At 67.1% G+C, this 22,822-nt stretch carries 18 protein-coding genes; 8 read left to right on the top strand and 10 right to left on the bottom strand.

Going from position 1 to position 22,822, the window contains the following annotated elements:
* Nucleotides 1-8 precede the first annotated feature (8 nt).
* The 3 genes from OJI97_RS09985 to OJI97_RS09975 form a co-directional block, all read right to left on the bottom strand.
* Entirely contained in the window at nt 9-1,529 is a 1,521-nt protein-coding gene (locus tag OJI97_RS09985; RefSeq protein ID WP_297663113.1) for an amidohydrolase family protein, read from the bottom strand.
* Nucleotides 1,530-1,810: 281 nt separating this feature from the next.
* Nucleotides 1,811-2,257 carry an Lrp/AsnC family transcriptional regulator gene (locus OJI97_RS09980; RefSeq protein ID WP_297663111.1) on the bottom strand — a complete coding sequence of 149 codons (447 nt, stop codon included), beginning with the start codon at nt 2,255-2,257 and terminating at the stop codon, nt 1,811-1,813.
* Nucleotides 2,257-4,200 carry an isoaspartyl peptidase/L-asparaginase gene (locus tag OJI97_RS09975; RefSeq protein ID WP_297663109.1) on the bottom strand — a complete coding sequence of 648 codons (1,944 nt, stop codon included), beginning with the start codon at nt 4,198-4,200 and terminating at the stop codon, nt 2,257-2,259. The genes OJI97_RS09980 and OJI97_RS09975 overlap by 1 nt, the downstream gene beginning before the upstream one ends.
* A 174-nt stretch (nt 4,201-4,374) precedes the next feature.
* Between OJI97_RS09975 and OJI97_RS09970 the strand changes: the two genes are divergently transcribed.
* Nucleotides 4,375-7,113 (top strand): TonB-dependent siderophore receptor, encoded by a 2,739-nt coding sequence (locus tag OJI97_RS09970; RefSeq protein ID WP_297663107.1) that lies wholly within the window; start codon nt 4,375-4,377, stop codon nt 7,111-7,113.
* 257 nt (nt 7,114-7,370) lie between these two features.
* Here OJI97_RS09970 and OJI97_RS09965 read toward each other — a convergent pair whose 3' ends face one another.
* The 4 genes from OJI97_RS09965 to OJI97_RS09950 all read right to left on the bottom strand — a co-directional run bounded on the left by OJI97_RS09965 (nt 7,371) and on the right by OJI97_RS09950 (nt 11,004).
* On the bottom strand, nt 7,371-7,781 hold the full coding sequence (locus OJI97_RS09965) for a low affinity iron permease family protein (protein WP_297663105.1): 411 nt from the start codon (nt 7,779-7,781) through the stop codon (nt 7,371-7,373).
* 62 nt (nt 7,782-7,843) lie between these two features.
* Nucleotides 7,844-8,935 carry a prolyl aminopeptidase gene (pip, locus tag OJI97_RS09960; protein WP_297663103.1) on the bottom strand — a complete coding sequence of 364 codons (1,092 nt, stop codon included), beginning with the start codon at nt 8,933-8,935 and terminating at the stop codon, nt 7,844-7,846.
* A 12-nt stretch (nt 8,936-8,947) separates the two neighbouring features.
* Nucleotides 8,948-9,652, bottom strand: coding sequence for a histidine utilization repressor (gene hutC / locus OJI97_RS09955; RefSeq protein ID WP_297663101.1), 705 nt, complete (start codon nt 9,650-9,652; stop codon nt 8,948-8,950).
* Nucleotides 9,649-11,004 carry a formimidoylglutamate deiminase gene (locus OJI97_RS09950; RefSeq protein ID WP_297663099.1) on the bottom strand — a complete coding sequence of 452 codons (1,356 nt, stop codon included), beginning with the start codon at nt 11,002-11,004 and terminating at the stop codon, nt 9,649-9,651. Before OJI97_RS09950 ends, hutC begins: the two co-directional genes overlap by 4 nt.
* A 207-nt stretch (nt 11,005-11,211) precedes the next feature.
* On the opposite strand from OJI97_RS09950, the gene hutI reads away from it, so the two are divergent.
* Genes hutI through OJI97_RS09925 form a run of 5 tightly spaced genes read left to right on the top strand, consistent with a single transcriptional unit; the run spans nt 11,212 to nt 16,967 of the window.
* Nucleotides 11,212-12,420 carry an imidazolonepropionase gene (gene hutI, locus OJI97_RS09945; RefSeq protein WP_297663097.1) on the top strand — a complete coding sequence of 403 codons (1,209 nt, stop codon included), beginning with the start codon at nt 11,212-11,214 and terminating at the stop codon, nt 12,418-12,420.
* Nucleotides 12,414-13,937 (top strand): histidine ammonia-lyase, encoded by a 1,524-nt coding sequence (gene hutH / locus OJI97_RS09940; RefSeq protein WP_297663095.1) that lies wholly within the window; start codon nt 12,414-12,416, stop codon nt 13,935-13,937. The genes hutI and hutH overlap by 7 nt, the downstream gene beginning before the upstream one ends.
* On the top strand, nt 13,937-14,737 hold the full coding sequence (gene hutG / locus OJI97_RS09935; protein WP_297663093.1) for an N-formylglutamate deformylase: 801 nt from the start codon (nt 13,937-13,939) through the stop codon (nt 14,735-14,737). The genes hutH and hutG overlap by 1 nt, the downstream gene beginning before the upstream one ends.
* Nucleotides 14,737-16,404, top strand: coding sequence for a urocanate hydratase (hutU, locus tag OJI97_RS09930; protein WP_297663091.1), 1,668 nt, complete (start codon nt 14,737-14,739; stop codon nt 16,402-16,404). The genes hutG and hutU overlap by 1 nt, the downstream gene beginning before the upstream one ends.
* Entirely contained in the window at nt 16,401-16,967 is a 567-nt protein-coding gene (locus OJI97_RS09925; protein ID WP_297663089.1) for a HutD family protein, read from the top strand. Before hutU ends, OJI97_RS09925 begins: the two co-directional genes overlap by 4 nt.
* Here OJI97_RS09925 and OJI97_RS09920 read toward each other — a convergent pair.
* Entirely contained in the window at nt 16,952-18,598 is a 1,647-nt protein-coding gene (locus OJI97_RS09920; RefSeq protein ID WP_297663087.1) for a sulfatase-like hydrolase/transferase, read from the bottom strand. The genes OJI97_RS09925 and OJI97_RS09920 overlap by 16 nt on opposite strands.
* The gene (locus tag OJI97_RS09915; RefSeq protein WP_297663085.1) at nt 18,595-19,251 is read right to left on the bottom strand and encodes a hypothetical protein; all 657 of its coding nucleotides are present in this window, start codon (nt 19,249-19,251) and stop codon (nt 18,595-18,597) included. The genes OJI97_RS09920 and OJI97_RS09915 overlap by 4 nt, the downstream gene beginning before the upstream one ends.
* Before the next feature lie 136 nt (nt 19,252-19,387).
* Here OJI97_RS09915 and OJI97_RS09910 point away from each other — a divergent pair, with 136 nt between their 5' ends.
* Nucleotides 19,388-19,990 (top strand): TetR/AcrR family transcriptional regulator, encoded by a 603-nt coding sequence (locus tag OJI97_RS09910; protein ID WP_297663083.1) that lies wholly within the window; start codon nt 19,388-19,390, stop codon nt 19,988-19,990.
* A 98-nt stretch (nt 19,991-20,088) separates the two neighbouring features.
* Here the strand turns inward: OJI97_RS09910 and OJI97_RS09905 are convergent, their stop codons facing one another.
* Nucleotides 20,089-21,903 (bottom strand): arylsulfatase, encoded by a 1,815-nt coding sequence (locus OJI97_RS09905; RefSeq protein WP_297663081.1) that lies wholly within the window; start codon nt 21,901-21,903, stop codon nt 20,089-20,091.
* 126 nt (nt 21,904-22,029) lie between these two features.
* Between OJI97_RS09905 and OJI97_RS09900 the strand changes: the two genes are divergently transcribed.
* Nucleotides 22,030-22,758, top strand: a complete 729-nt coding sequence (locus OJI97_RS09900; protein ID WP_297663079.1) for an enoyl-CoA hydratase-related protein — start codon at nt 22,030-22,032, stop codon at nt 22,756-22,758.
* The last annotated feature ends 64 nt before the right edge of the window (nt 22,759-22,822 follow it).

Below are 22,822 nucleotides of genomic sequence, written 5' to 3'. Positions count from 1 at the left end.
GCCCTCTGTCAGTTAGTGATGGATGGGGTCTGGCGGCGAAGGACCTGGCCGGGCAAAGCCCCCGTCGGCGCCCCGTTGCGAAGCACCGCGATCCCATTGACCCAGACCGCATGGATGCCGACGGGCGGTGCCGACGGATCGGCGAAACTCGCCCCGTCGGCGATCGTCGCCGGGTCGAACAGGACGAGATCGGCGGCCATTCCGGGTGCGATGCGTCCGCGATCGGCGAACCCCATATGGCTTGCGGCCAGACCCGTCATCTTGTGGACGGCCTGCTCCAGGGTCAGCGTCTTGCGGCCGCGCACCAGCCAGGAATAGATGCGCGGAAACGCACCGGCGCCCCGGGGATGGAGATCGGTAAGCTGTCCGTCCGAGCAGATATTGCTGTGCTCCCAACCGATCAGCGCGGCGACGTCATCCTCCGACATCGAACGGGCGATCACGCTGCTGCCCTCACCCTTGGCGGCCGCCTCGCGGTTGAGCGCCAGAAACGCCTCCGCCGGGGCGACGCCGCGCATCCGGGCGACATCGGCGACCGTCTTGCCGACGAGCGACGGATCGGGCGGAAAGCCCGAGAGCATGAGGTCCGCGGGCTTCGCCAGATGATCGAGTGCGAACTGCGCCGCCTTCAGATCGGTGAAGTCGCGCGCCGGCAGCAGCACGTCGAGGCTCGATTGCCAGCGGTCATAGGGGTAGACGTCGGCGGTCACGTCGATACCCTCGGCGCGCGCCGCGTCGAGGCGCCGGAGCAACGCGGGCGCATCGCCCCACCGGTCGACCGTTGCGATCTTCAAATGGGAAATCTGAACCGGCATCCCGGTCACCCGGCCGATGGTCAGCAGTTCGTCGATCGCGGCGTCGATGCCGACATCTTCGCTGCGCATGTGGCTGATATACCGCCCGTGATGATCCGCCGCGACCTGCGCCAGCGCCAGCACCTCCGCATGGGTCGAATAGATTGCGGGTTCATATTCCAGGCCTGTCGACAGGCCGATCGCGCCATCGTCCATCGCGCGGGCGACGAGCGCCTTCATCCGCTCGATCTCGTCGGGGCGGGCGGCGCGCTTGGCGTCGGCGCCCATCACCGCCTCACGAACGCTGCCATGGCCGACATAGGATGCGATATTGACCGCCGCCGGGCTGGCGCCGAACGCGTCGAACAATCGCGTGACCGGCAGCGCGCTGAAGCCGTCCTGCCCGACGACGATCGTCGTGACGCCCTCCCGCACCAGCGGGGACGCCTGCCGCGCCTCGGCCAGGCCCTCGTCATGATGGCTGTGCGTATCGATGAAGCCGGGCGCCAGCGTCGCGCCATGCCCATCGACACGCGCGTCGCCGGGTGCGGCATGACAAGGGCCGACGCAATCGATCCGCCCGTCGACGATGCGGACGGCGCCAGAGCGCGCCGGCGCGCCCGTCCCATCGACGATCGAGACATCGGCGATGAGCGTGCCTGGGCGCTCACGCGCCGAAGCGGGGCCCGCAACCAGGATCAAGGGCAAGGCGCACAAGACCGCTTTCGTCCACATCGACCTCTCCCTATATGATAATAATTGAACTTGTATTTTCTTATGTAATTTTTCTAACATGATTGTGTGGCCTGCGCAAGGGGCAATTCACCGGGGTGCTCAAAGCGAAGCGGGAGGCCGCGCGCGGGCCATGCGAGTATCCGCGCTGAGCTGCGTCGATGGAGGGTCGGGGCCGATGGCTGGGCGCGAGGCACAACTGGTCGGGCATCCCCTGGAAGCGTGCGACAAGGCGCGGCAACCGGGCCACGAAGAGCCCGGCTGAAACCAACATCTATTCCAGATTATCGCTCGATCTTCGTCGCCAATATGACCGAGGTCGTGGTCCGCTCGACCCCGTCGAGGAGCCCGACGTCGTCGATCAGCTCGTTGAGCTGGCCCCCGTCCTCGGCCTCGAGCATCGCGATGATGTCATATTCGCCGCTGATCGCGTGGATCGCCTGCACCTGCGGCAGCGCGGCGAGCGCCTGTTCGACCTCGCGGTGATAGCGCGGCAGCGTCTTGATCATCATGTGCGCGCGGACGCGGCTGGCGGCGAAGGCGTGGCCGAGGCGGACGGTGTAGCCCGCGACGACCTTGTCCTCCTCCAGCCGCGCGAGGCGCGAATATATCTGCCCGCGCGAAGTGCCGAGTTCCTTGGCGAGCTGCGCGATCGTCTGGCGGGCATCGTCGCGCAGCAGGGTAAGCAGCCGCTCGTCGATCTCGTCGAGGCTGACGCTGCCGCTCGCCATCAATCGGCCAGCTTCTCGTCGGCAAAGACCGCTGTTTCAGGAGACCCCCCGGCGCTCATCCGCCCACGATACATGCCGAGGTCGTTGATGGCAAAGGCGGGGTGTCCGTCGGGACCCATCGCGATCAGCCCGCCGTCGCCGCCGATCGCGCCGACCGCCATAATCGTGCCCTCGGCCGCGTCCTTCAGGCTTTCGCTCTTCCACGCGACGCGGTCGCAGACCTGCCGCGCGGCGCTTTCGCGGATGAAATATTCACCCGACCCCGTCGCCGACACCGCGCATTGGCCGTTCTTGGCATAGGTGCCCGCGCCGATGATCGGCGAATCGCCGATGCGGCCCCAGCGCTTGCCGGTCATGCCGCCGGTCGAGGTCGCGGCGGCGAGATTGCCGTCGGCGTCGAGCGCGACCGCCCCGACGGTGCCGAACAAATGGGTCGGATCGACCGCCGCCTGCTGGCGTTTGCGCCAGGCGAGCAGTTGCTGCCAGCGCTCCTCGGTACGGAACCAGCCGGGCTCGACCTGTTCGAGTCCCTGCTCGACCGAAAATTTGTCGGCGCCCGCGCCCGCGAGCATCACATGCGGACTCTTGTCCATCACCGCGCGCGCAAGGTCGACGGGATGCCGCGTGCGCGTGACGCCCGCGACCGCGCCCGCCTTTTGCGTCTTGCCGTCCATGATCGCGGAGTCGAGCTCGTTGCGGCCGTCGGCGGTGAACACCGCGCCGCGCCCGGCGTTGAACAGCGGGTTGTCCTCGAGCACCCGCACCGCGGCGGCAACCGCATCGAGCGCGGGGCCGCCTTTGTCGAGCACGGCGGCGCCCGCCCGCAACGCCTCGTCGAGCCCGGCACGATAGGCTTTCTCCTTCTCCGGACTCAGCGATCCGCGCTCGATCACCCCGGCGCCGCCGTGGATCGCGAGCGACCAGCGCGGCACTTCGGCGATCGCGCCCGCGCGCGCGGCGTAATTGCGGATGAAGACGGGACGATCGACCTGCCCCGAGGGCAGATGGACGAGCGAGTCCGGCCCGACGCCGGTGACCTTGATCCGCGGCGCGTCGAGCGGGCCGCGCCCGGTCACGCCGCGCAGTCCGGCGCCGTCGACCACCCAGGCATAGCCGTCGGGCGCGGTGGCATAGATGCGCCCGGTCCCGTCGGGTTCGACCGCGAGCGCCGCGCTTTCGTCGACCCCGAGCCCGATCATCGCGGGCGCATCGGCCGGGCGATCGGCCTCGGCCTTGGCGAGGAAAGCGAAGAGGCGGCCGAGGCGGTCGCGCTCCTTGAAATGGGTGTCGGTGACGATCCCCTTGAGCAGCGCGAGGTGCAGAAAGTCGCCCTCGATCGTGTTCGCGGGTCCGAACGGGTCGGCGAGCGCTTCGGCGCTGGTAATGCTGCCGCCGTCCATCGCGCCATAGAGCTTTTCGCCCTGCATCGCGAGCCCGGCGCTGGTGCCCGCGAGCGGCTTGCCCGCCGCGACATGCGCGTCGAGAATTTCGTTCACCGGCGTGCCGCGCCAGAAGCGGACGTAGCGTGCTTGGTCGCCGCCCGCGATGAAGATGCCGTCGGCCTTGCGCAGCCGGTCGAGGATTTTCGGATCGGTCGATTGCGAGCGGTCGTGGAAGACAAAGATTTCGGCCGACTGGATGCCGCCGACATCATGGAAAAACTCCTGCCCCATCTCCTTGCCATAAGAGGCGCTGATCACGACGATATGGCCGTTCCCGGCCTTGGCGAAGAACCATTTCATCGCGTCGATATTGCGGTCGCCGCCGCCCATCAGCAGCAGGCCGCCCGACACCGGCCCCGGCGTCGGGGTGCCGAGCTTGCCGAAGACATAATGTTCGACCGGCTGCACTTTCGCCTCCTTCGCGGCGGCGGGGACGAGCGGCAGCGCCGCAAGCAGCGCCAGTAAAGTCAAAAGCCAGTTGAGCCCGATCCTGCGCGGCATTCTCATCCCTTTCCTCGCCTCCGGTGATAGGGCGATGTTACATAATGATCGCACCATTAGACAATATGATTTCGATATGCGTCATATTGGTTGAAATTTTCGACGGTTTCTGATCCAAGGGATGAAATATCCGACCGCGGAATCGCTGCGGCGGAGCAACCAGGGGTGTATGGGATGACGGTTTTCGGCAAAAAGACTTTTCGCATCTTGCTCGGCATCGGCGCGTCGCTGCCAGCGCTTGCGGCGCCGGCCTATGCGCAGGAGGCGTCCGATACGGGCGGCGAGGAGATCGTCGTCACCGGATCGCGCATCCCGACGATCAAGGATCAGGGCCCGTCGCCGGTCACGACGATCACATCGGACACGATCCGCGCCAACGGCTATACCAGCGTTCCCGAATTGCTCGCGGCGATGACGCAGAACAGCGGCGAAACGCAAAGCCCGCAGTCGGGCAGCAGCGCCGACTTCACCCCCGGCGCGCAGCAGGTCGACCTGCGCGGGCTCGGCCCCAACCACACGCTGGTGCTGGTCAACGGCCGCCGCATCGCCGATTTCCCGCTGCCCTATATCGGCCGCAGCAACTTCACCGACATCTCTAACATCCCGGTCAGCCTGATCGACAAGGTCGAGATATTGAGCGGCGCGGGATCGGCCATCTATGGCTCCGACGCGATCGCGGGCGTCGTCAACTTCAAGATGAAGGAAAAGCTCGACGGGCTGACGCTCGACTATCGCCACGGCCGCACTGAGCATGGCGGGGGCATGTCGCACCGCTTCACCGCGACCGGCGGCTGGTCGTCGGGACGCTTCAACATCGTCGGCGGCATCGAATATCTCGATCAGCGCCCGCTGTGGGGCTATGATCGCGCGATCCAGGACAGCACCGACGACAGCCCGGTCGCCTCGACCGCGATCGCGCGGCGCACCTTCTACCGCGCCGACGAGGATGTCGATTATATCACGCCGCCCGACGGCGCGTGCGACGCGCTTTCCGGCCTCAACGGCGGATCGATCTTCCTCGCGAACCGGCCGCGCTACGGTGACTATTGCGGCAGCAAGACCTCCATCGGCTATGGCACGATCATCTCGGGCCGCAAGGGCTTCAACAGCTTCGGCACCCTCTCCTACGAGCTGTCGGACAACGCCAAGCTGTTCGCCGATTTCCAGCTCGGGATCAGCAAAGTGCGGTTGATGTACGACGTGACGAGCTGGTCGTTCGAGCAGTCGTCGAGCAGTTCCGACAATTATTTCTTCAACGGCACCACCGGCCAGCTCGAGGATTGGGGCCGCCAGTTCACGCCCGAGGAAACCGGCGGGCTGGAGATGCAGCGCAGCAAGCAGACGACCTACAGCATCACGCCCGGCATCCGCGGCAATTTCGGCAATGCCTGGAATTACGAACTGTCGTTCAACTACAGCCGCTATCAGTCGACGGTGCGCTGGCCGCAGATCATCAACAGCAAGGCGAAGGCGCTGTTCCTGGGCGAGCAGGACGGGTTCGACGAGGACAGCGGCTATCCGATCTTCAATCCCGATACCGCGCGGCTCTATACCGCGCTGACGCGGGCCGAATATGAAAGCATCTCCGCCGACACCGTCTATCGCCCCTATAGCTGGACGAACAACCTGCAGGCCACGCTGACCAACGGCGAGCTGTTCCAGCTTCCCGCCGGGCCGGTCGGCTTCGCGGCGGTCGCCGAATATGGCAAGCAGGGCTATAACCTCCGCCCCGACCCGCTCGCGCTTACCGACTATTATTTCAGCTGGAAGGACAGCGATGGCGCCGGCAAGCGCAGCCACGCGGCGATCGGCGGCGAAATCCGCGTGCCGGTGCTCGAATTCGTGACGCTGAACGGCGCGGGCCGCTACGACCGCTTCGGCTTCGCGGGCCGCAATGTCGGTAAGTTCACCTATAACGGCGGGATCGAGGTGCGGCCAACGAACAGCCTGCTGCTGCGCGCCGCCTATGGCACCGCCTTCCGCGCGCCCGACCTGCACTATCTGTTCACCGGGCCGGGCAATGTCGAAGGCGGCGTCAACGATTATCGCCTGTGCGCCGGGCAAGACATCGAGGAGTGCGACTATGCCGACATCGGCGTGGTCGTGAACCGCACCGGCAACCGCGACCTGAAGCCCGAAACCGGCCGCACGCTGACCGCAGGCCTGGTCTTCTCCCCGTCGCGCAACCTGCATGTGTCAGTCGATTATTTCCGCGTCACGCTCGACAATCAGGTCGACGACCTCAGCCTCGACACGTTGGCGCGCGCCGAAGCGCGCTGGAGCCCGGTCACGCCCGGAGGGCCGACGGAACTCGACCCGAACTCGCCGACCTGCATCGACGCCTTCGAGCGCATCACGCGCTTCCCCGATACCGTTCAAAACGGTCAGATTGCGTCGATCCGCGTCAACCCGATCAACATCGCGCGCGAGAAGACGAGCGGCATCGACCTCGCCTTCCGCGGCAGCGTGCCGACCGGGATCGGCACCTTCACTTTGTCGCTCGCGCACAGCCATGTGTTCAAGCATACGTTCCAGCAATATCCGGGCGATCCGTTCATCAACAAGCTGGCGGCCGACAGCAGCTATTATCTGCCGCGCGACAAGTCGAACGGCAGCATCACCTGGGAGGATCGCGGGTTCCAGCTCACCCTGTCGGGCACCCGCCTCGGCAAGCTGCCCAACTATGACGAGGACGCCTATATCAAGGCGAGCTACCTCTTCAACGCGACGATGCAGTACGACTTCACCGATCATCTGCGCGGGTCGCTGACGGTGCGCAACCTGTTCGACAAGATGCCGGTGAAGGACCCGACCTGGTCGAGCTATCCCTATTACAACACGAGCTGGTTCGACAGCATCGGGCGGAGCGTGTTCCTGCAACTCACCTATAAGCTCGGCGGCGCGGGGCTTTAGAAGATCGTCATTGCGACCCCGGCGAAAGCCGGGGGAAGCAACCCAGAGCGGTTTACGCCTGCTCTGGATTGCCGCGCGGCTTCGTCGCTCGCAATGACGAACGGATCGCCCAAGAGGTATCGAGCCCTAAATCTGACCCACCGTTCCGTTCGTGTCGAGCGAAGTCGAGACATCCATCCCCTTGCGCCATACTGATGGGTGTCTCGACTTCGCTCGACACGAACGGTGGGGGCGTTGCAAATTAAGCGCACGCCGCCCTAAAGCCGCTTGAGCAGGCGTTCGACCGTGGTGCCGACGGCGTCGCCATTGCCCTCCTTGCCGGTGACGTCGGCTTCGAGCGCGTCGCGGATCTTCTCGATCTCGGCGTCGGTCAGATGCTCGATGCCGACGAATTCGTTGCGCGCTTTTTCGAGCACGCGCAAAATCTCGTCGAGCTTGGCCTGCATCGCGGCGCCGTCGCGGTTCTGGCTGTTCTGGATCAGGAAAACCGCGAGGAAGGTCATCACCGTCGTCGCGGTGTTCACGATGAGCTGCCAGGTGTCCGAATATTGCAGCAGCGGCCCGCTCGCGGCCCAGACGACGATGAACCCGGCCGCCACGATGAAGGTCGCGGGCTGACCCATGACATGCGCGGCGCGCGAGGCGATCCGCGTGAACAGATGCTGCATGGCTCTCCCTCTCCTGTCCGGCAAACCGGAAAGGGAAACGCGCCGCGTCGCGGATCGCTCCGTCAGGCGCCGGGGCGCGGCAGTCCGTCCATGATCGCGGTGAGCGCCAGCGCATTCTCACGCTCCATCGCGCTATGCCCGGCGTTGGTGATCACATAGGTCGCGGGCTCGGCGCCTGCGCCGCGCAGCGCGTCGACCAGCCGCGACGCCTGCGTCAGCGGGCAGACCTGATCGAAGCGGCCGTGGACGATATGCACCGGGATCGACGCGAGGACATCGGCATGGCCGAGCAGATGGCCCGGTTCGATGAACAGATCGTTCGCGAAATAATGCGCCTCGATCTGCGCGAAGCAGAGCGCGAAATCGGCGTCGCCGAACTTGCCCGTCGATGCGGTCTCGGGGATCATGTTCGAAATAACTCCCTCCCACAGCGACCATGTCAGGGCAGCGTGAAGCTGCTTCGCGCGCTCTTCCTCGTTCGCGGGCGCCATGTCGAAGATCGCCTTGTACGACGCCATGACGTCGCCGCGCTCCGCGACGGTCAGCACCGACAGCAATTCGCCCCATTCGCCGGGGTAGGAGATATAGGCGCCGGGTGCGGTCAGCGCATGGGGCGCTTCGTGCCACGTCGCGGCGTTGCCCTGATAGAGATAGAGAAGGTCCTCCGCCGCGCCCAGAAAGATACCGCGCAGGATCAGGCTGGCGCAATGCTGCGGGAAAGCGATGGCATAGGCCATGGCGAGCGTGCTGCCCCAGCTACCGCCGAAGACGTGCATCCGGCCGCTGATGCCGAGCGCATCGCGCAGCTTCTCGATATCGCCGATCAGGTCGGCGGTGGTGTTGTTGCGCAGCGCCGCCGCCGGACCCGCCGCCGCGACATTAGGCTCGCTCTTGCCGCAGCCGCGCTGGTCGAACAGGATGACGCGGTAGCGCGCAGGGTCGAAGAAGCGCGCCATCTCAGGCGAACAGGCACCGCCGGGGCCGCCGTGGAGGAACATCACGGGCTCGCCGTCCGCTGGGCCATATTCTTCCCAATAAATGCGATGCCCGGCCTCGGCATCGACGTCGAGCCAGCCGCTCCTCCGCGCCACGGTCGGTGGATAGGTCCAGCCGTCGCCGATCTTGCTGCTGGTTTCGAGGCGCGAGAAATCCATGACTCTTATCCTTCAGGGGCGAAAATGGGCGACGAGGGCGTAGCGGTCGCCGGGATAGACCTGCCGCGCATAGGTGATGCGCTCCGCGCCGCGCCACGTCCAGCGTTCGAGCGCCATGCACGCCGCGCCCGCCGAAATGCCGAGCGCGACCAGTTCCTTGGCGCCGGCGTTGAAAGCGGTGATGCGGTGCTCGGCCTCGGTCCAGGGGACGTGCGCGAGCAGCCATGAACCGGGCGGCTCGGCGGCAAAATCGATCTCGGCCGCCTCGGGCACCGCCGACAGGTTGATCAGGCGGCGTTCGAGCGCATAGGCGCGGCCGCCGGCATGGTGGCGGCATTCGAGCGCGAGCACCTCGCCGCCCTCGATCTGGAGCAGGCGCTTGTCCTCCTCGCTCGCGGCGCGAAGCTCGCGGCGGTCGAGGTCGAGGCGATAGGCCTCGCCCTGCGCGGCGATCTCGTCGCGGATGTCGGGGATTTCGAGTGCGGCGCGGTGGATGCGCGGGTGCGAGACGAAGGTGCCCGCGCGCCGCCGGCTTTCGAGCAACCCCGCCTCGATCAGCGCGCGCAGCGCCCGGTTCACCGTCATCCGCGAGCAGCCATAGCTCGCCATCAGTTGATGCTCATAGGGGATGCGCGTCCCGGGCGCCCATTCGCCCGACATGATCCGCGCCTCGATATCGCGGCGGATCTGGGCGTGGATGGCGCTGCTTTGCGTCATCCGAGCAGCTTCGCCATCGCGGCGCGATAGCGCGCGTCGATCGCATCGCGCGCGACATGGCGCCCGCCCTCGACCCGCTTGACGCCGCCGCGCCAGACGCAATCGACGCGGCGCGCGCCGCCGCCGAAAATCCAGCTATCGAGGATGGCGTCGCCGCTGCGTCCGGCGAAAGCGGGGTCGTCGGCTTTCAGGCTGACGATGTCGGCGGCCGCACCCGCCGCGAGGCCGTCCGTGGACCGCCCGAGCGCCTGTCCGCCGCCCGCGAGCGCGCCGCGCCAGAGGCTCGCCCCGGTCGACTGCCCCGCGCCGTCCGCCAGCAGGTTGCGGCCGCGATGCGCGAGCCGCTGGCCATATTCGAGCAGGCGCAGTTCGGCCCCGGCGTCGATCTCGACATTCGAGTCCGAACCGACCCCGAAGCGCCCGCCCTCGGCGAGGAAGGCGCGCGCGGGGAACAGGCCGTCGCCGAGGTTCGCCTCGGTGATCGGGCAGAGACCCGCGACCGCGCCGCTGCGCACGATCGCAGCGCGCTCGGCGTCGGTGATGTGCGTCGCGTGGACGAGGCACCAGCCGGCGCCGACGTCGGCGTGATCCATCAGCCATTCGACCGGCCGCGCGCCGCTCCACGCGAGACAGGCTTCGACCTCGGGCAGCTGCTCGGCGATATGGATATGGACCGGCGCGCCCGGCGCCAGCGCGGTCACCGCCGCCAGCTCGTCCGCGGTCGCCGCGCGCAGGCTGTGCGGCGCGACGCCGACGACCGCGTCGTCGAGACCCGCGACCGCACCGCGCGCCGCTTCGAGCAGCCGCGCATAGCGGTCGACGTCGTTGATGAAGCGCCGCTGGCCCTGCGTCGGCGCAGCGCCGCCAAACCCCGAATGGGCGTAAAAGACGGGGAGCAGGGTCAGCGCGATGCCGGTCTCGCCCGCCGCCGCGGCGATCGCCTGCGCCATCGCCCCGACATCGTCATAGGGTCGCCCGTCAACATCATGATGAAGATAATGAAATTCGCCGACGCGCGCGAAGCCGCTTTCGAGCATCTCGGCAAAGGCGAGCGCGGCGATCGCCGCCATCCCCTCGGGATCGAGGCGATCGACGAAGCGATACATGACCTCGCGCCACGTCCAGAAACTGTCATCGCCCGTCCCCGCGCGCTCGGCGAGTCCCGCCATGCCGCGCTGGAAGGCATGGCTGTGCAGATTGGGCATGGCGGGCAGAAAAATCGCGTGCCGTTCGTCGCCGGACGCAGCTTCGGCACCCGTTTCGATTGCGGAAATCCTCCCCTTTTCAAGGGTCAGGCGCACATTGCTGCGCCACCCTTCCGGAAGCCATGCCTGCTCACACCAAAGCGCCATCGATCATCCCATCTGGCGACAACCTAGTTAGATTTTGAAAGGTTCGACTACCCTCCTCGTCATCCCGGACTTGATCCGGGGTGACGGGGGAGGCAGATCGCGCCTCGCGTTTCAAACTATGTCGCCACCTCCCATCTGGACATCTTTATCCGTCTGCCATTAATGTATATACATAATTGAGTCGGCCAGCAAGCAGGAGAGGGCCCGATGCATAGCGACCGCCTGTGGACCAACGCCCGCCTTGCCACGATGCAGGATGGGCTACCCGGCCTTGGTATCGTCGAGAATGGCGCGGTCGCCATGGCGGCGGGCGCGATCACCTATGTCGGGTCGATGGTCGATGCGCCGCCCGCGACCGAGACGGTCGATTGCGAAGGACGCTGGATCACGCCGGGGCTGATCGACCCGCACACCCATCTGGTCTTCGCCGGCGACCGCATCGCCGAGTTCGAGCTGCGCCAGAAGGGCGCCTCCTATGAAGAGATCGCGCGCGCCGGCGGCGGCATCGTGTCGACCGTCCACGCGACCCGCGCCGCAAGCGAGGCCGATCTGGTCGCGAGCGCCCTCCCCCGCCTCGACGCGCTGATCGCCGAGGGGGTGACGACGGTCGAGATCAAGTCGGGCTATGGCCTCTCGGCGGCGGACGAGGCGAAGATGCTGCGCGCCGCGCGCGTGCTCGGCAAGGCGCGGCCGGTGACGGTGCGCACGACCTTCCTCGGCGCCCACGCGTTGCCGCCCGAATATGCCGGCGACGCGGACAGTTATATCGACCTCGTCTGCGAAACGATGATGCCCGAAATCGCGGCGGCGGGACTCGCCGATGCGGTCGACGCCTTTTGCGAGAATATCGGCTTCACCCCCGCGCAGACCGACCGCGTGTTCGCCGCCGCCGCGAAGCACGGCCTGCCGGTCAAACTCCACGCCGAGCAATTGTCGAACCAGCATGGCGCGGCGCTCGCGGCGCGGCATCAGGCGCTGTCGGCCGATCACCTCGAATATCTGGACGACGACGACATCGCCGCGATGGCCGAGGCCGGGACCGTCGCGATGCTGCTCCCCGGCGCCTATTATTTCCTGCGCGAGACAAAGCTGCCGCCCGTTGCGAGCCTGCGCGCTGCGGGGGTGCCGATCGCGCTCGCGACCGACTGCAATCCCGGCACCTCGCCGCTGACCTCGATCCTGCTGGCGATGAATATGGCGGCGGTGCAGTTCGGCCTGACCGTCGACGAATGCCTGCTCGGCGTCACCCGCCATGCCGCGAAGGCGCTCGGGATGCAGGCCGAGGCCGGGACGCTGGAGGTCGGCAAGCATTGCGACCTCGCGATCTGGGACATCGAGCGGCCCGCCGACCTGGTCGGCCGCATCGGCTTCAATCCGCTGCACCAACGAATCTGGATGGGACAAGGCACATGGTGACGATCACCCCCGGCGCGATGACGCTCGCCGACTGGAACGCGATCTACGAAGGCGCGGGCGCGGCGCTCGATGCGGGCGCGTGGGAAGCGATCGACCGGAGCGCCGCCGCGGTCGCGCGGATCGTCGCAAAGGGCGCGCCCGTCTATGGCATCAACACCGGCTTCGGAAAACTCGCGAGCGTGCGGATCGCCGACGACGAATTGTCGACGCTTCAGCGCAACATCGTGCTCAGCCACGCCGCGGGCACCGGCGCGCCGTCGCCGACGCCGATCGTCCGGCTGATGATGGCGCTCAAGCTCGCGAGCTTCGGCATGGGGGCCTCGGGGGTGCAGCGCGCTACGGTCGCGATGATCGAGGCTATGCTCGCAAAGGGGCTGACCCCGATCGTGCCGTCGCAAGGCTCGGTCGGCGCGAGCGGCGACCTCGCGCCGCTGTCGCACATGGCCGCGGCAATGATCGGCGTCGGCGCGATCGAGGTCGGCGGCAACACGCTGCCCGCCGCCGAAGCGCTTGCGGCGGCGGGGCTCGCGCCGCTCGACCTCGGCCCCAAGGAAGGGCTCGCGTTGCTCAACGGCACGCAATTTTCGACCGCCAATGCGCTGGCCGGGCTGTTCCGCGCCGAAACGCTGTTCCGCTCGGCGCTGATCACCGGGGCGCTATCGACCGAGGCCGCCAAAGGCTCCGACGCGCCGTTCGATGCGCGCATCCATGCGCTGCGCGGCCATGCGGGACAGCGCGAGGTCGGCGATGCGCTGCGCGCCCTGATGGCGGGATCGGCGATCCGCGCCTCGCACGCCGTCGACGATCCGCGCGTGCAGGACCCGTATTGTTTGCGCTGCCAGCCGCAGGTGATGGGCGCCGCGCTCGACCTTTTGCGGCAGGCGGGGACGACGCTGGGCATCGAAGCGAATGGCGTCTCCGACAATCCGCTGATCTTCGCGGATACGGACGAGGCGCTGTCGGGCGGCAATTTCCACGCCGAGCCCGTCGCCTTCGCCGCCGATATGATCGCGATGGCACTGTGCGAAATCGGCTCGATCGCGGAGCGCCGCATCGCGATGCTGGTCGATCCCGCGCTGTCGGGGCTCCCCGCTTTCCTCACTCCGCGCCCCGGCCTCAATTCGGGCTTCATGATCCCGCAGGTCACCGCCGCCGCGCTGGTCAGCGAAAACAAGCAGCGCGCTTATCCGGCCAGCGTGGACTCGATTCCGACCAGCGCCAATCAGGAGGATCATGTCTCGATGGCCGCACACGGCGCGCGCCGCCTGCTCGACATGGCCGACAACGCCAGCGCGGTGATCGGGATCGAGCTGCTCGCGGCGTGTCAGGGCATCGATTTCCACGCGCCGCTGACATCAAGCGATGCGCTCGAAACCGCGCACAAGCATCTTCGTGCCGCCGTGCCGGCGCTCGAAGACGACCGGCATTTCCATCCCGATATGGAGGCCGCGACCGCGCTGATCCGTTCGGGCAGCCTCGTTGCCGCGGTGCCCGCGCGGTTGCCGGGGGTCGGCTGATGGACTGGCTGCGCATCCATCGCGGCGATGCGCCGCTCGTCGTCGCCTTTCCGCACGGCGGGACGGACCTCGCGGGACTCGACGAGCAGTTCGTCTCGCCGTGGCACGCGCAGATCGACACCGACTGGTGGATCGCCGAGCTGTATGCCTTCGCCGCCGGCCTCGGCGCGACGACGATCGCGACCGATATTTCGCGCAGCGTCATCGACATGAACCGCGATCCCTCGGGCGCCTCGCTCTATCCGGGGCAGGCGACGACCGAGCTTTGTCCGACCACGACCTTCGACGGCGCCCCGCTCTATCGCTTCGGCGAGCTCGACGAGGCGGAGATCACGCGGCGACTGCACCTCTATCACCGCCCCTATCACGAAGCGCTGGCGGCCGAGCTCGACCGGCTGAGGGCAAGGCACGGCAAGGTCGTGCTCTACGACGCCCATTCGATCCGCAGCCACGTCCCGCGCCTGTTCGACGGCGAATTGCCGCAGTTCAACATCGGCACCAACAGCGGCGCCACCTGCGCGCCCGAACTCCAAACCGTCGTCGCCGGCATCTGCGCCGCGAGCGGCGAAAGCCATGTCGTCAACGGCCGTTTCAAGGGCGGCTGGACGACGCGCCACTATGGCCGCCCCGACGACAGCGTCCATGCGATCCAGATGGAACTCGCGCAGCGCGGCTATATGGCCGAGCCCGCCGGGATCACCCACGCCAACTGGCCCTCCCCCCTCGACCCCGCTCCCGCGATCCGACCCGTATTGGAGCAAGTGATCGCCGCGACCCTCGATTTTGCGAAAGGACTGTGATGACCCGTCTTGACAACAGCCGCGTGATCCGCCCCGCGACCGGCCCCGAAATCAGCGCGAAAAGCTGGCTCACCGAAGCGCCGATGCGGATGCTGATGAACAACCTCCACCCCGATGTCGCCGAGCGGCCCGAGGAGCTCGTCGTCTATGGCGGCATTGGCCGCGCCGCGCGCGACTGGGAAAGCTATGACCGGATCGTCGAGACGCTGAAGCGGCTTAATGACGACGAAACTTTGCTGATCCAGTCGGGCAAGCCGGTCGGCGTCTTCCGCACCCATGCGGATGCGCCGCGCGTGCTGCTCGCCAACTCCAACCTCGTCCCCGAATGGGCGAATTGGGAGCATTTCCACGAGCTCGATAAAAAGGGCCTGATGATGTACGGCCAGATGACGGCGGGAAGCTGGATCTACATCGGCAGCCAGGGCATCGTTCAGGGCACTTACGAAACCTTCGTCGAAATGGGGCGCCAGCATTATGACGGCGACCTGTCGGGCCGCTGGCTGCTCACCGCCGGGCTCGGCGGCATGGGCGGGGCGCAGCCACTCGCGAGCGTGATGGCGGGCGCGTCGTGCCTTGCGATCGAATGCCAGCCGAGCCGCATCGAAATGCGCCTGCGCACCGGCTATCTCGACAAGGCGGCGAACAACATCGACGAGGCGATGGCGCTGATCGAGGAAAGCTGCGCCGCGAAGACGCCGATCTCGGTCGGCCTGCTCGGCAATGCCGCCGAGATATTGCCCGAGATGGTGCGCCGCGGCATCCACCCCGACCTGCTCACCGACCAGACCTCGGCGCACGATCCGGTCAACGGCTATCTCCCCGCGGGCTGGACCCTCGACGAGTGGTTCGCAAAGCGCGAGAGCGACCCCGCCGCGGTCGCGAAAGCCGCGAAGGCGTCGATGGCGGTGCATGTGCAGGCGATGCTCGATCTGCAGGCGGCGGGCGTGCCGACGACCGATTACGGAAACAATATCCGCCAGATGGCGAAGGACGAAGGCGTCGAGAATGCCTTCGACTTTCCCGGCTTCGTTCCCGCCTATGTCCGCCCGCTTTTTTGCCGGGGTGTCGGGCCGTTCCGCTGGGCGGCACTGTCGGGCGATCCCGAGGACATCTACAGGACCGACGCCAAGGTGAAGGAGCTGCTGCCCGACAATGCGCACCTTCACCACTGGCTCGACATGGCGCGCGAGAAGATTCATTTTCAGGGCCTGCCCGCGCGCATCTGCTGGGTCGGGCTCGGCGACCGCCACCGGCTCGGCATCGCCTTCAACGAGATGGTCGCATCGGGCGAGTTGAAAGCCCCCGTGGTGATCGGGCGCGATCATCTCGATTCGGGCTCGGTCGCCTCGCCGAACCGCGAGACCGAGGCGATGCGCGACGGGTCCGATGCGGTGAGCGACTGGCCGTTGCTCAATGCTCTCCTCAACACCGCGAGCGGCGCGACGTGGGTTTCGCTGCACCACGGCGGCGGGGTCGGCATGGGCTATTCGCAGCACAGCGGCATGGTGATCGTCGCCGACGGCACCCCCGAAGCCGCGAAGCGCCTCGAGCGCGTGCTGTGGAACGACCCCGGCACCGGGGTGATGCGCCACGCCGACGCGGGCTATGACATCGCCATCGAGTGCGCGCGCGAGAAGGGGCTCGACCTGCCCGGCATATTGGGTTGAACGGCGTCCGCCTGCTCCGCGCGCGGGACCGGGTCGCGCGGCCGTGGAAGAATGGCGGCGGCGTCACGCGCGACGTCGCCGTCTTTGCAGAGGGTGCGGACGACAAGAGCTTCTTGTGGCGCGCGAGCGTTGCGACGATTGCGGCGGCAGGGCCTTTTTCGCAGTTTCCGGAGATCGACCGCACGTTGATGCTGCTGGATGGCGAATTGGTCATCAAGATCGGCGATGTAGCGCAGCGCTTGCGCCCCGGCTCCGCCGCGCTGCATTTTACCGGTGAAGAGATGGTGAGCGCCGCTCCGGTCGGCGAGGCCTGCACCGTCCTGAACATCATGGCACGGCGCGGGGCCTTTTCGGCCAAGCTCGATCGATGGCAGGCCGCACGGCCGACCTCGGCGGACTATTTGCTACTACTTGCCACCGGCACCGCCGGGGTCACGGTCGATGGGCGCCGGTTCGACCTCTCGGCGCTCGACGCGCTGCTGATTGAGGCACCTGCCAGCATTTCGCTATCGCTCGCCGGACCCGTTATCGCGGTCGAGCTGTTCGATCAGTTCGTCCAGTAGATATAGTCCTGCCCGTCCTTCCACGGCGCGTTCAGCGGCACATCGATGCGGATCGGCCCCTCGATCAGCCCCGGCCAGATCGGTTTCGCCATGCCCTTGTTCTGCGCCTCGATCATCGCGCGAAGCTGGGCGACGCGCTGCGGCTGCTGTGCCGACACATCGTGCCGCTCGGTCGGATCGGTGTCGAGGTCGTAGAGACGCGCCTTTTCGGGGCGCTTCGTCACCTGCAATTTCCAGTCGCCCATCCGCACCGCGCGATAATCGCCCGAGCGCCAATACATCGCGGTCCGCTTTGCGGGGCCGGCGAGGATATTCTCGCTGTCCATGACGCGGTCGGTCGGCAGCTTCGCCCCCGCCGCGGCGGCGATCGTTGCGAAGATGTCGAGATGGCCGGTCAGGTCGGCACGGATCGATCCGGGCGCGATATGCCCCGGCCAGCGCATGAACAGCGGGGTGCGGATGCCGCCCTCGAAGAAGGTCGCTTTCCACCCGCGATAGGGCGCGTTGAGGTCCGCTATCCCGTTATACCAGGCGCCGCCATTGTCGCTGGTGAAGATGACGAGCGTATTGTCGTCGATCCCGGCACGCTTGAGTTCCGCCATGACGTCGCCGATCCGCCGATCGAGTTGCGCGATCATCGCACCATAGACGCGCGTCTTGCGGTCTTTGATCTGCGGGAATTTCGCATAGTCTTCCTTCGTCGCCTGCAGCGGCGTGTGCGGCGCGTTGAAGGCGAGATACATAAAGAAGGGCCGATTCCGGTTCGCGTCGATCGCCTTGATCGCCTCGTCGGCGAAATAGTCGGTCATATGCCCCTTGACGTGAAAACGCTTGCTGCCGTTGAACGTCACCGCCGGGCGCAGATTGGCCCAGATGAAGCGGTCGATCGGGTCCCACGGCAGTTTCGCGTTGACCCCGTCGGGATCGTCGTCGTCCAGATATTTGGCGCCGCCCGCGAGCACCGCGAGGCTTTCGTCGAAGCCCTGGCGCTGCGGCTGCAGCTTCGGCGCCTCGCCAAGATGCCATTTGCCGATGTGCAGCGTGTGATAGCCCGCCGCTTTCACCGCCTCGGCGATCGTCACCTCGCTCGCAGGCACGCCCATGTCGGGATAATCGGGGATGTCGTCGGTGATAAGTTCCTTGTGGAAGATCGGTTTCAGCGGCCCGATGCCGCTGCCGTGGGTCAGATTCTCCGCGAACGCCACCGGCACCGCGGTATATTCGAAGCCGAACCGGGTCGGATAGCGCCCTGTCATCATCGCCGCGCGCGAGGGCGAGCAGGTCGCGTTGGCGGCATAGGCGGTGGTGAAGTTCAGCCCCTGATGCGCGATCGCATCGATATTAGGCGTCTGGACGATGCCGCCCGCAACCCCGCCGCCGTTGAGGCTGATGTCGTTCCAGCCCATGTCGTCGGCGACGATCAGGATGATGTTCGGCGGCCGCTTGGCCCCGGGCGGATTGGCGGCCGCCGTCGCGGGCCCCTGTTGCCAGGCGACCGGGCGATTCGGCTGCACCGGATCGCGCCAGTCCTGAAGCAGGCCGGGAAGCCGGTATTTATTCGCCTGAAAACCCCAATAGCCGCCCGCGCCGAGCAGCGCGAGGACGCCTAGCGCCACCCATCTCTTCTTCATGCCGTCCCCCCTGCGAAAGTCAGTATCATGATGTGAGCGAGCGCCGCGGCGAGCGCGAGCGTCAGGCCGACCGTGGCGCGCGGGCTCGCGTAAAAGGCGATCTGGCGCTGCGTCGGAAAGGAGAAGGTCGCCTCGATCCCCAGCGTCTTATTGAGATGCGCGGCGCGGAAACGCGGGTCCGCCGCCATGCGGACGAGGTCGCGGCGGCTGCGGTAGCGCATCGTCCCGGCGAGCGACCAGCCGGGGTCGGCGGGCGTGTTCCACGCATCGATATAACCGCCGACCTTGCGCCCGACGAACAGAGGATGGCCGCCGCGCGCGATCAGCCCGCGCACGAAAGGCTCCGAATAACGGCGCAGCCATTCGTGTCCCGCGCGCGTCTCACCGCTCGCCGGGTCGGTGACCGGGCCGGGGCGCGTGCGGACGAGATTGACCATCACGAACTCGCGCCCGTCGTCGGCCTCCAGAAAGGCGCGCAGCCGGTCGACGTCGTTCCCCGTCTCGGTCAGGCGCGGGCCGAGCGTCGCAAGAAAATCGTCGACCTCTTCGCGGCGCAACGGCCGGCGAACCCCGTCGTAGAAAAGGAGGAAGCCGAGCCAGAGCAGCAGCGCGCCGCCCCATATAACTCCCAAGGTCGCTGCCTGCCCGTCCATTGCCCCACCTGCCGGACCGTTGCCAATAAACTTATGACACTATATGTGTCATTATATCGATTGCGGCGCAAGATGGTTCGACACGGCCATTGACGCGCGGCGCAAGCTGGGCCAGCGGAGGAGCATGGAGGGGAAAGTGGCAGCCGGACCGGCCGAGGAAGGCACGCGGATCGACGGGCGGCGCGAGCGCGGCCGGTCGAGCCACAAGCGCATCGTCGCGGCGATGATGGACCTGATCGAGGGCGGCGACCTGATGCCGAGCGCGGCGCGCGTCGCCGAGGAGGCGGGCGTCGGCCTGCGCACCGTATTCCGCCATTTTGACGATATGGACTCGCTCTATCGCGAGATTTCGCGGATCGTCGCCGACCGCATCTGGCCGGTGATCACCGCGCCCTATGCCGACCCTGACTGGCGCGCCAATGTCCGCGACCTCACCCGCCGCCGCGCGCGGGTGTTCGAGACGATGCTGCCCTTCCGCCTCGCCGCCAACATCAAACGCTATCAGTCGCCCTTTCTGATGGGCCAATATGCGCAGGTCGTGACGATGGAACGCGACCTCGTGCTACGGCTGCTTCCTGCCGGAGTGCGCAGCGATCGCTATCAGGTCGAGGCGCTGTGCGCGGCGCTGTCGTTCCAGAACTGGCGCGCGATCCGGCAGGACCAGGGGCTGTCGGTCGAGGATGCTGCCGGGGTCGCCCTGCATATGGTCGAGGCGCTGATCGGCACTATCCACGGATAGAGCGGCTGCTCCCCCGCGAAGGCGGGGGTCCAGAGCGCATGAGGCCAAAGTTCGAGCAGTGATCCTCTGGGTCCCCGCCTTCGCTGGGACACATGCTCCTATCTGCGAGCCTTTGACCGCCGCCAAATCCACAACAGCGCAACCAACCCCACCAAAATCCCACCGAGCACCAGCCCCGCCTGGATCGCCCGTTTCTTCCCCTGCTGGCGCCAGGCATAGAGATTGATCTGCTCGTCGGCGGTATAGCCGGCGGGCATTTCAAGCACGCCATTGTCCTTGGCAAAGGCCGCATAGTCGGCGCGCATCGCCGCGAAACGGTCGGGCATCGCGGTCGCGAGATCCTTCGTCTCGCCCGGATCGGTCGCGATATCGTAGAGCCGCCACTGGCCGTCGCCGGTCGGCGGAAGGTTACGAACGAGCTTGTAATCGCCCCGGAACAGCGCCGCATTGCCCGACAGTTCGTAACCGATCGGCGTGTCGCCATGGACGCTGCCCACGCCGCCCGCGAGCATGGGGACGAGGCTGCGCCCGGCGAGCCGCTCGACCGGGCGGCCGTTCCAGGTGCCGTCCTGCCCCGCCACCCCCGCAAGGTCGAGCAATGTCGGCAATATGTCGGTAACATGCGCAAGGCCGCCGTTGATCGCGCCCGCGCGGACTTGCGGATGCCCCGGCCAGGCGATGATCAGCGGCGCGCGCAGCCCGCCCTCGGTCGCGCTGAACTTGTAGCCCGACAGCGGCGACGAGGCGGCGCTCGCCCAGCCGGGGCCGATCGCGCTGAAACTGCCGCGACGGCCGATGTTCGCGGTCGAGGTGTCATATTCCATCCCGAGGAACAGCCGGTTGCGCAGCCGGTTGTAGGGATCGGTCGGCTCGGCGCCATTGTCCGAGAGGAAGACGAAGATGGTGTTGTCGTAATCGCCGGTCGCCTTGAGATGCGCGACGAGCCGCCCAACCTCGCGGTCCATCGCGGTCGCCATCGCGCCATAGGCCTGCATCACGCGGATCGCCGCCGCGCGCTCCTCGGCATCGAGCTTCGCCCAGTCGGGGGTCGTCTTCATCGTCACCAGCGCGGTGCTCGCGGGCATGATGCCGAGCGCGACCGCGCGCTTCGCCCGCGCTTCGCGCAGCTTGGTCCAGCCCTCGCGATACATCGCCGAATAGCGCGCGATGTCGCTGTCGGGCGCCTGCACCGGAATATGGTTGGCAAGGAAATTGACCGACGCGAGGAAGGGCTTCCCGCTCGCGCGGTCGGCCTCGATATAGTCGATCATCTTCTGGACGACGAAGCGCGACGAATAATAATCGTTGGGCAGCGTCGCGGGCTTGCCATTCTCGGTCCAGGCGGCGGTGTCGTACATGCCCTCGATCGGCCGCTGCTCGAAATTGTCGGCACCGGCGTCGGCGAGGCTGAAGGCGCGGTCGTAGCCGCGCGCGCCGGGCAGCCGCTTCGCGTCGCTGCCGAGATGCCATTTGCCGGTCAGATAGGTGCGATAGCCCGCCGCCTTCAAAAGCTGCGCGATCGTCACGACGCGCAGGTTCATCACCGTGTCGTATCCGGGCTTGCCGCGATGCGCGTCGGGGATCGTCTCGGGCATGTTGCCGAGCCCGGCGCGGTGGTTCATCACCCCGCTCTGCAGCATCGCGCGCGTCGGCGAGCAGGAGCCCGCGACGTGGAAATTGGAAAAGCGCATCCCCGCCGCCGCGAGCGCGTCGATGTTCGGAGTCGCGATCTCGCTGCCGAACGACCCCACGTCGCTGAACCCCCAGTCGTCGGCGAGCAGAATGACGATATTGGGATGGTGCGGCGGCGCCGGGCTGGCTTTGGCCGGCGCCGCCGCAAGCAGGGTGAGCGCGACCAGGGCCCCACCACCCCGGACAAGGCGGCCGGCCCCCCAGCCGGTATGTCCGCGCATTGTCATCGCCTTTCCCCCCGCGAAAACTTATGGCACTCATTATGTCAAAATATCGCAAAGTCAATGCTCTTGGCAGGCCCCGCCTTTCCTGCTTGGACGGCAAGGAACCGAAAAAGGGAGAGCGAGATGAACCAACTGGTGCTGCGCGACGATGCCGACGGCATCGCGACGCTGACGCTGAACCGCCCCGACAAGCGCAACGCGCTGAACCTTGCGCTGTGGAGCGAACTCGACGCGCACGCCGACGCGATCGCCGCGGCGGGCGAGCGGATCGGCGCGGTGATCCTGCGCGCGGCGGGGCCGGTCTTCTGCGCCGGCAACGACCTCAAGGAACGCGGGCTCGAAGCGCCGCGGCCGCATTATCAGGCGTCGATCGTGACCAAGCTCGCCGAGCTGCCGCAACCGCTGATCGTTGCGGTGCAGGGCGGCTGCTTCACCGGCGGGCTGGAGCTGGCGCTGGCGGGCGACATCATCGTCGCAGGCGAAAGCGCGCGCTTCGCCGATACCCACGGCAAGTTCGGGCTGGTGCCGATCTGGGGCATGAGCCAGCGGCTGCCGCGCCGCGTCGGCGAGTGGAAGGCGCGCGAGATCAGCTTCACCGGCCTGCCCGTCGACGGGCGCGAGGCGGCGCGGATCGGGCTCGCCAATCAGTGCGTCGCCGACGCCGAGCTCGATGGGACGGCGCGGGCACTGGCCGAAGCGATCGCCGCCCAGTCGCGGCACAGCGTCTTCGCCTACAAGCGGCTCTACCGCGAGCAGGCCGACCTGCCGCTGGGGCCGGGGCTGGCGCACGAAGTGTTCAACAGCGCGGGCGTCGCGCCCGATTTCGCCGAGCGGGTGGCGAAGCAGTTTTAGGGGCGACTTGGTTCGACTATCTTCCTCGTCACCCCGGACTTGCTCCGGGGTCCCGCTTGTCACC

Source organism: Sphingopyxis sp., from assembly GCF_025869345.1.
Taxonomy (GTDB): domain Bacteria; phylum Pseudomonadota; class Alphaproteobacteria; order Sphingomonadales; family Sphingomonadaceae; genus Sphingopyxis.
Note: the sequence above shows the minus strand (reverse complement) of the source record. Positions and strands in the feature narration are given on the sequence as shown.

What these genes read in the sequence shown, in the direction of transcription:
- OJI97_RS09915 (WP_297663085.1), bottom strand. Translation starts at nt 19,251, where the DNA reads ATGGACGGGCAGGCAGCGACCTTGGGAGTTATATGGGGCGGCGCGCTG.
- OJI97_RS09975 (WP_297663109.1), bottom strand. Translation starts at nt 4,200, where the DNA reads ATGCCGCGCAGGATCGGGCTCAACTGGCTTTTGACTTTACTGGCGCTG.
- OJI97_RS09905 (WP_297663081.1), bottom strand. Translation starts at nt 21,903, where the DNA reads ATGCGCGGACATACCGGCTGGGGGGCCGGCCGCCTTGTCCGGGGTGGT.
- hutH (WP_297663095.1), top strand. Translation starts at nt 12,414, where the DNA reads ATGGTGACGATCACCCCCGGCGCGATGACGCTCGCCGACTGGAACGCG.
- hutU (WP_297663091.1), top strand. Translation starts at nt 14,737, where the DNA reads ATGACCCGTCTTGACAACAGCCGCGTGATCCGCCCCGCGACCGGCCCC.
- hutG (WP_297663093.1), top strand. Translation starts at nt 13,937, where the DNA reads ATGGACTGGCTGCGCATCCATCGCGGCGATGCGCCGCTCGTCGTCGCC.
- OJI97_RS09970 (WP_297663107.1), top strand. Translation starts at nt 4,375, where the DNA reads ATGACGGTTTTCGGCAAAAAGACTTTTCGCATCTTGCTCGGCATCGGC.
- OJI97_RS09980 (WP_297663111.1), bottom strand. Translation starts at nt 2,257, where the DNA reads ATGGCGAGCGGCAGCGTCAGCCTCGACGAGATCGACGAGCGGCTGCTT.
- OJI97_RS09985 (WP_297663113.1), bottom strand. Translation starts at nt 1,529, where the DNA reads ATGTGGACGAAAGCGGTCTTGTGCGCCTTGCCCTTGATCCTGGTTGCG.
- OJI97_RS09965 (WP_297663105.1), bottom strand. Translation starts at nt 7,781, where the DNA reads ATGCAGCATCTGTTCACGCGGATCGCCTCGCGCGCCGCGCATGTCATG.
- hutC (WP_297663101.1), bottom strand. Translation starts at nt 9,652, where the DNA reads ATGACGCAAAGCAGCGCCATCCACGCCCAGATCCGCCGCGATATCGAG.
- pip (WP_297663103.1), bottom strand. Translation starts at nt 8,935, where the DNA reads ATGGATTTCTCGCGCCTCGAAACCAGCAGCAAGATCGGCGACGGCTGG.
- OJI97_RS09900 (WP_297663079.1), top strand. Translation starts at nt 22,030, where the DNA reads ATGAACCAACTGGTGCTGCGCGACGATGCCGACGGCATCGCGACGCTG.
- hutI (WP_297663097.1), top strand. Translation starts at nt 11,212, where the DNA reads ATGCATAGCGACCGCCTGTGGACCAACGCCCGCCTTGCCACGATGCAG.
- OJI97_RS09920 (WP_297663087.1), bottom strand. Translation starts at nt 18,598, where the DNA reads ATGAAGAAGAGATGGGTGGCGCTAGGCGTCCTCGCGCTGCTCGGCGCG.
- OJI97_RS09950 (WP_297663099.1), bottom strand. Translation starts at nt 11,004, where the DNA reads ATGGCGCTTTGGTGTGAGCAGGCATGGCTTCCGGAAGGGTGGCGCAGC.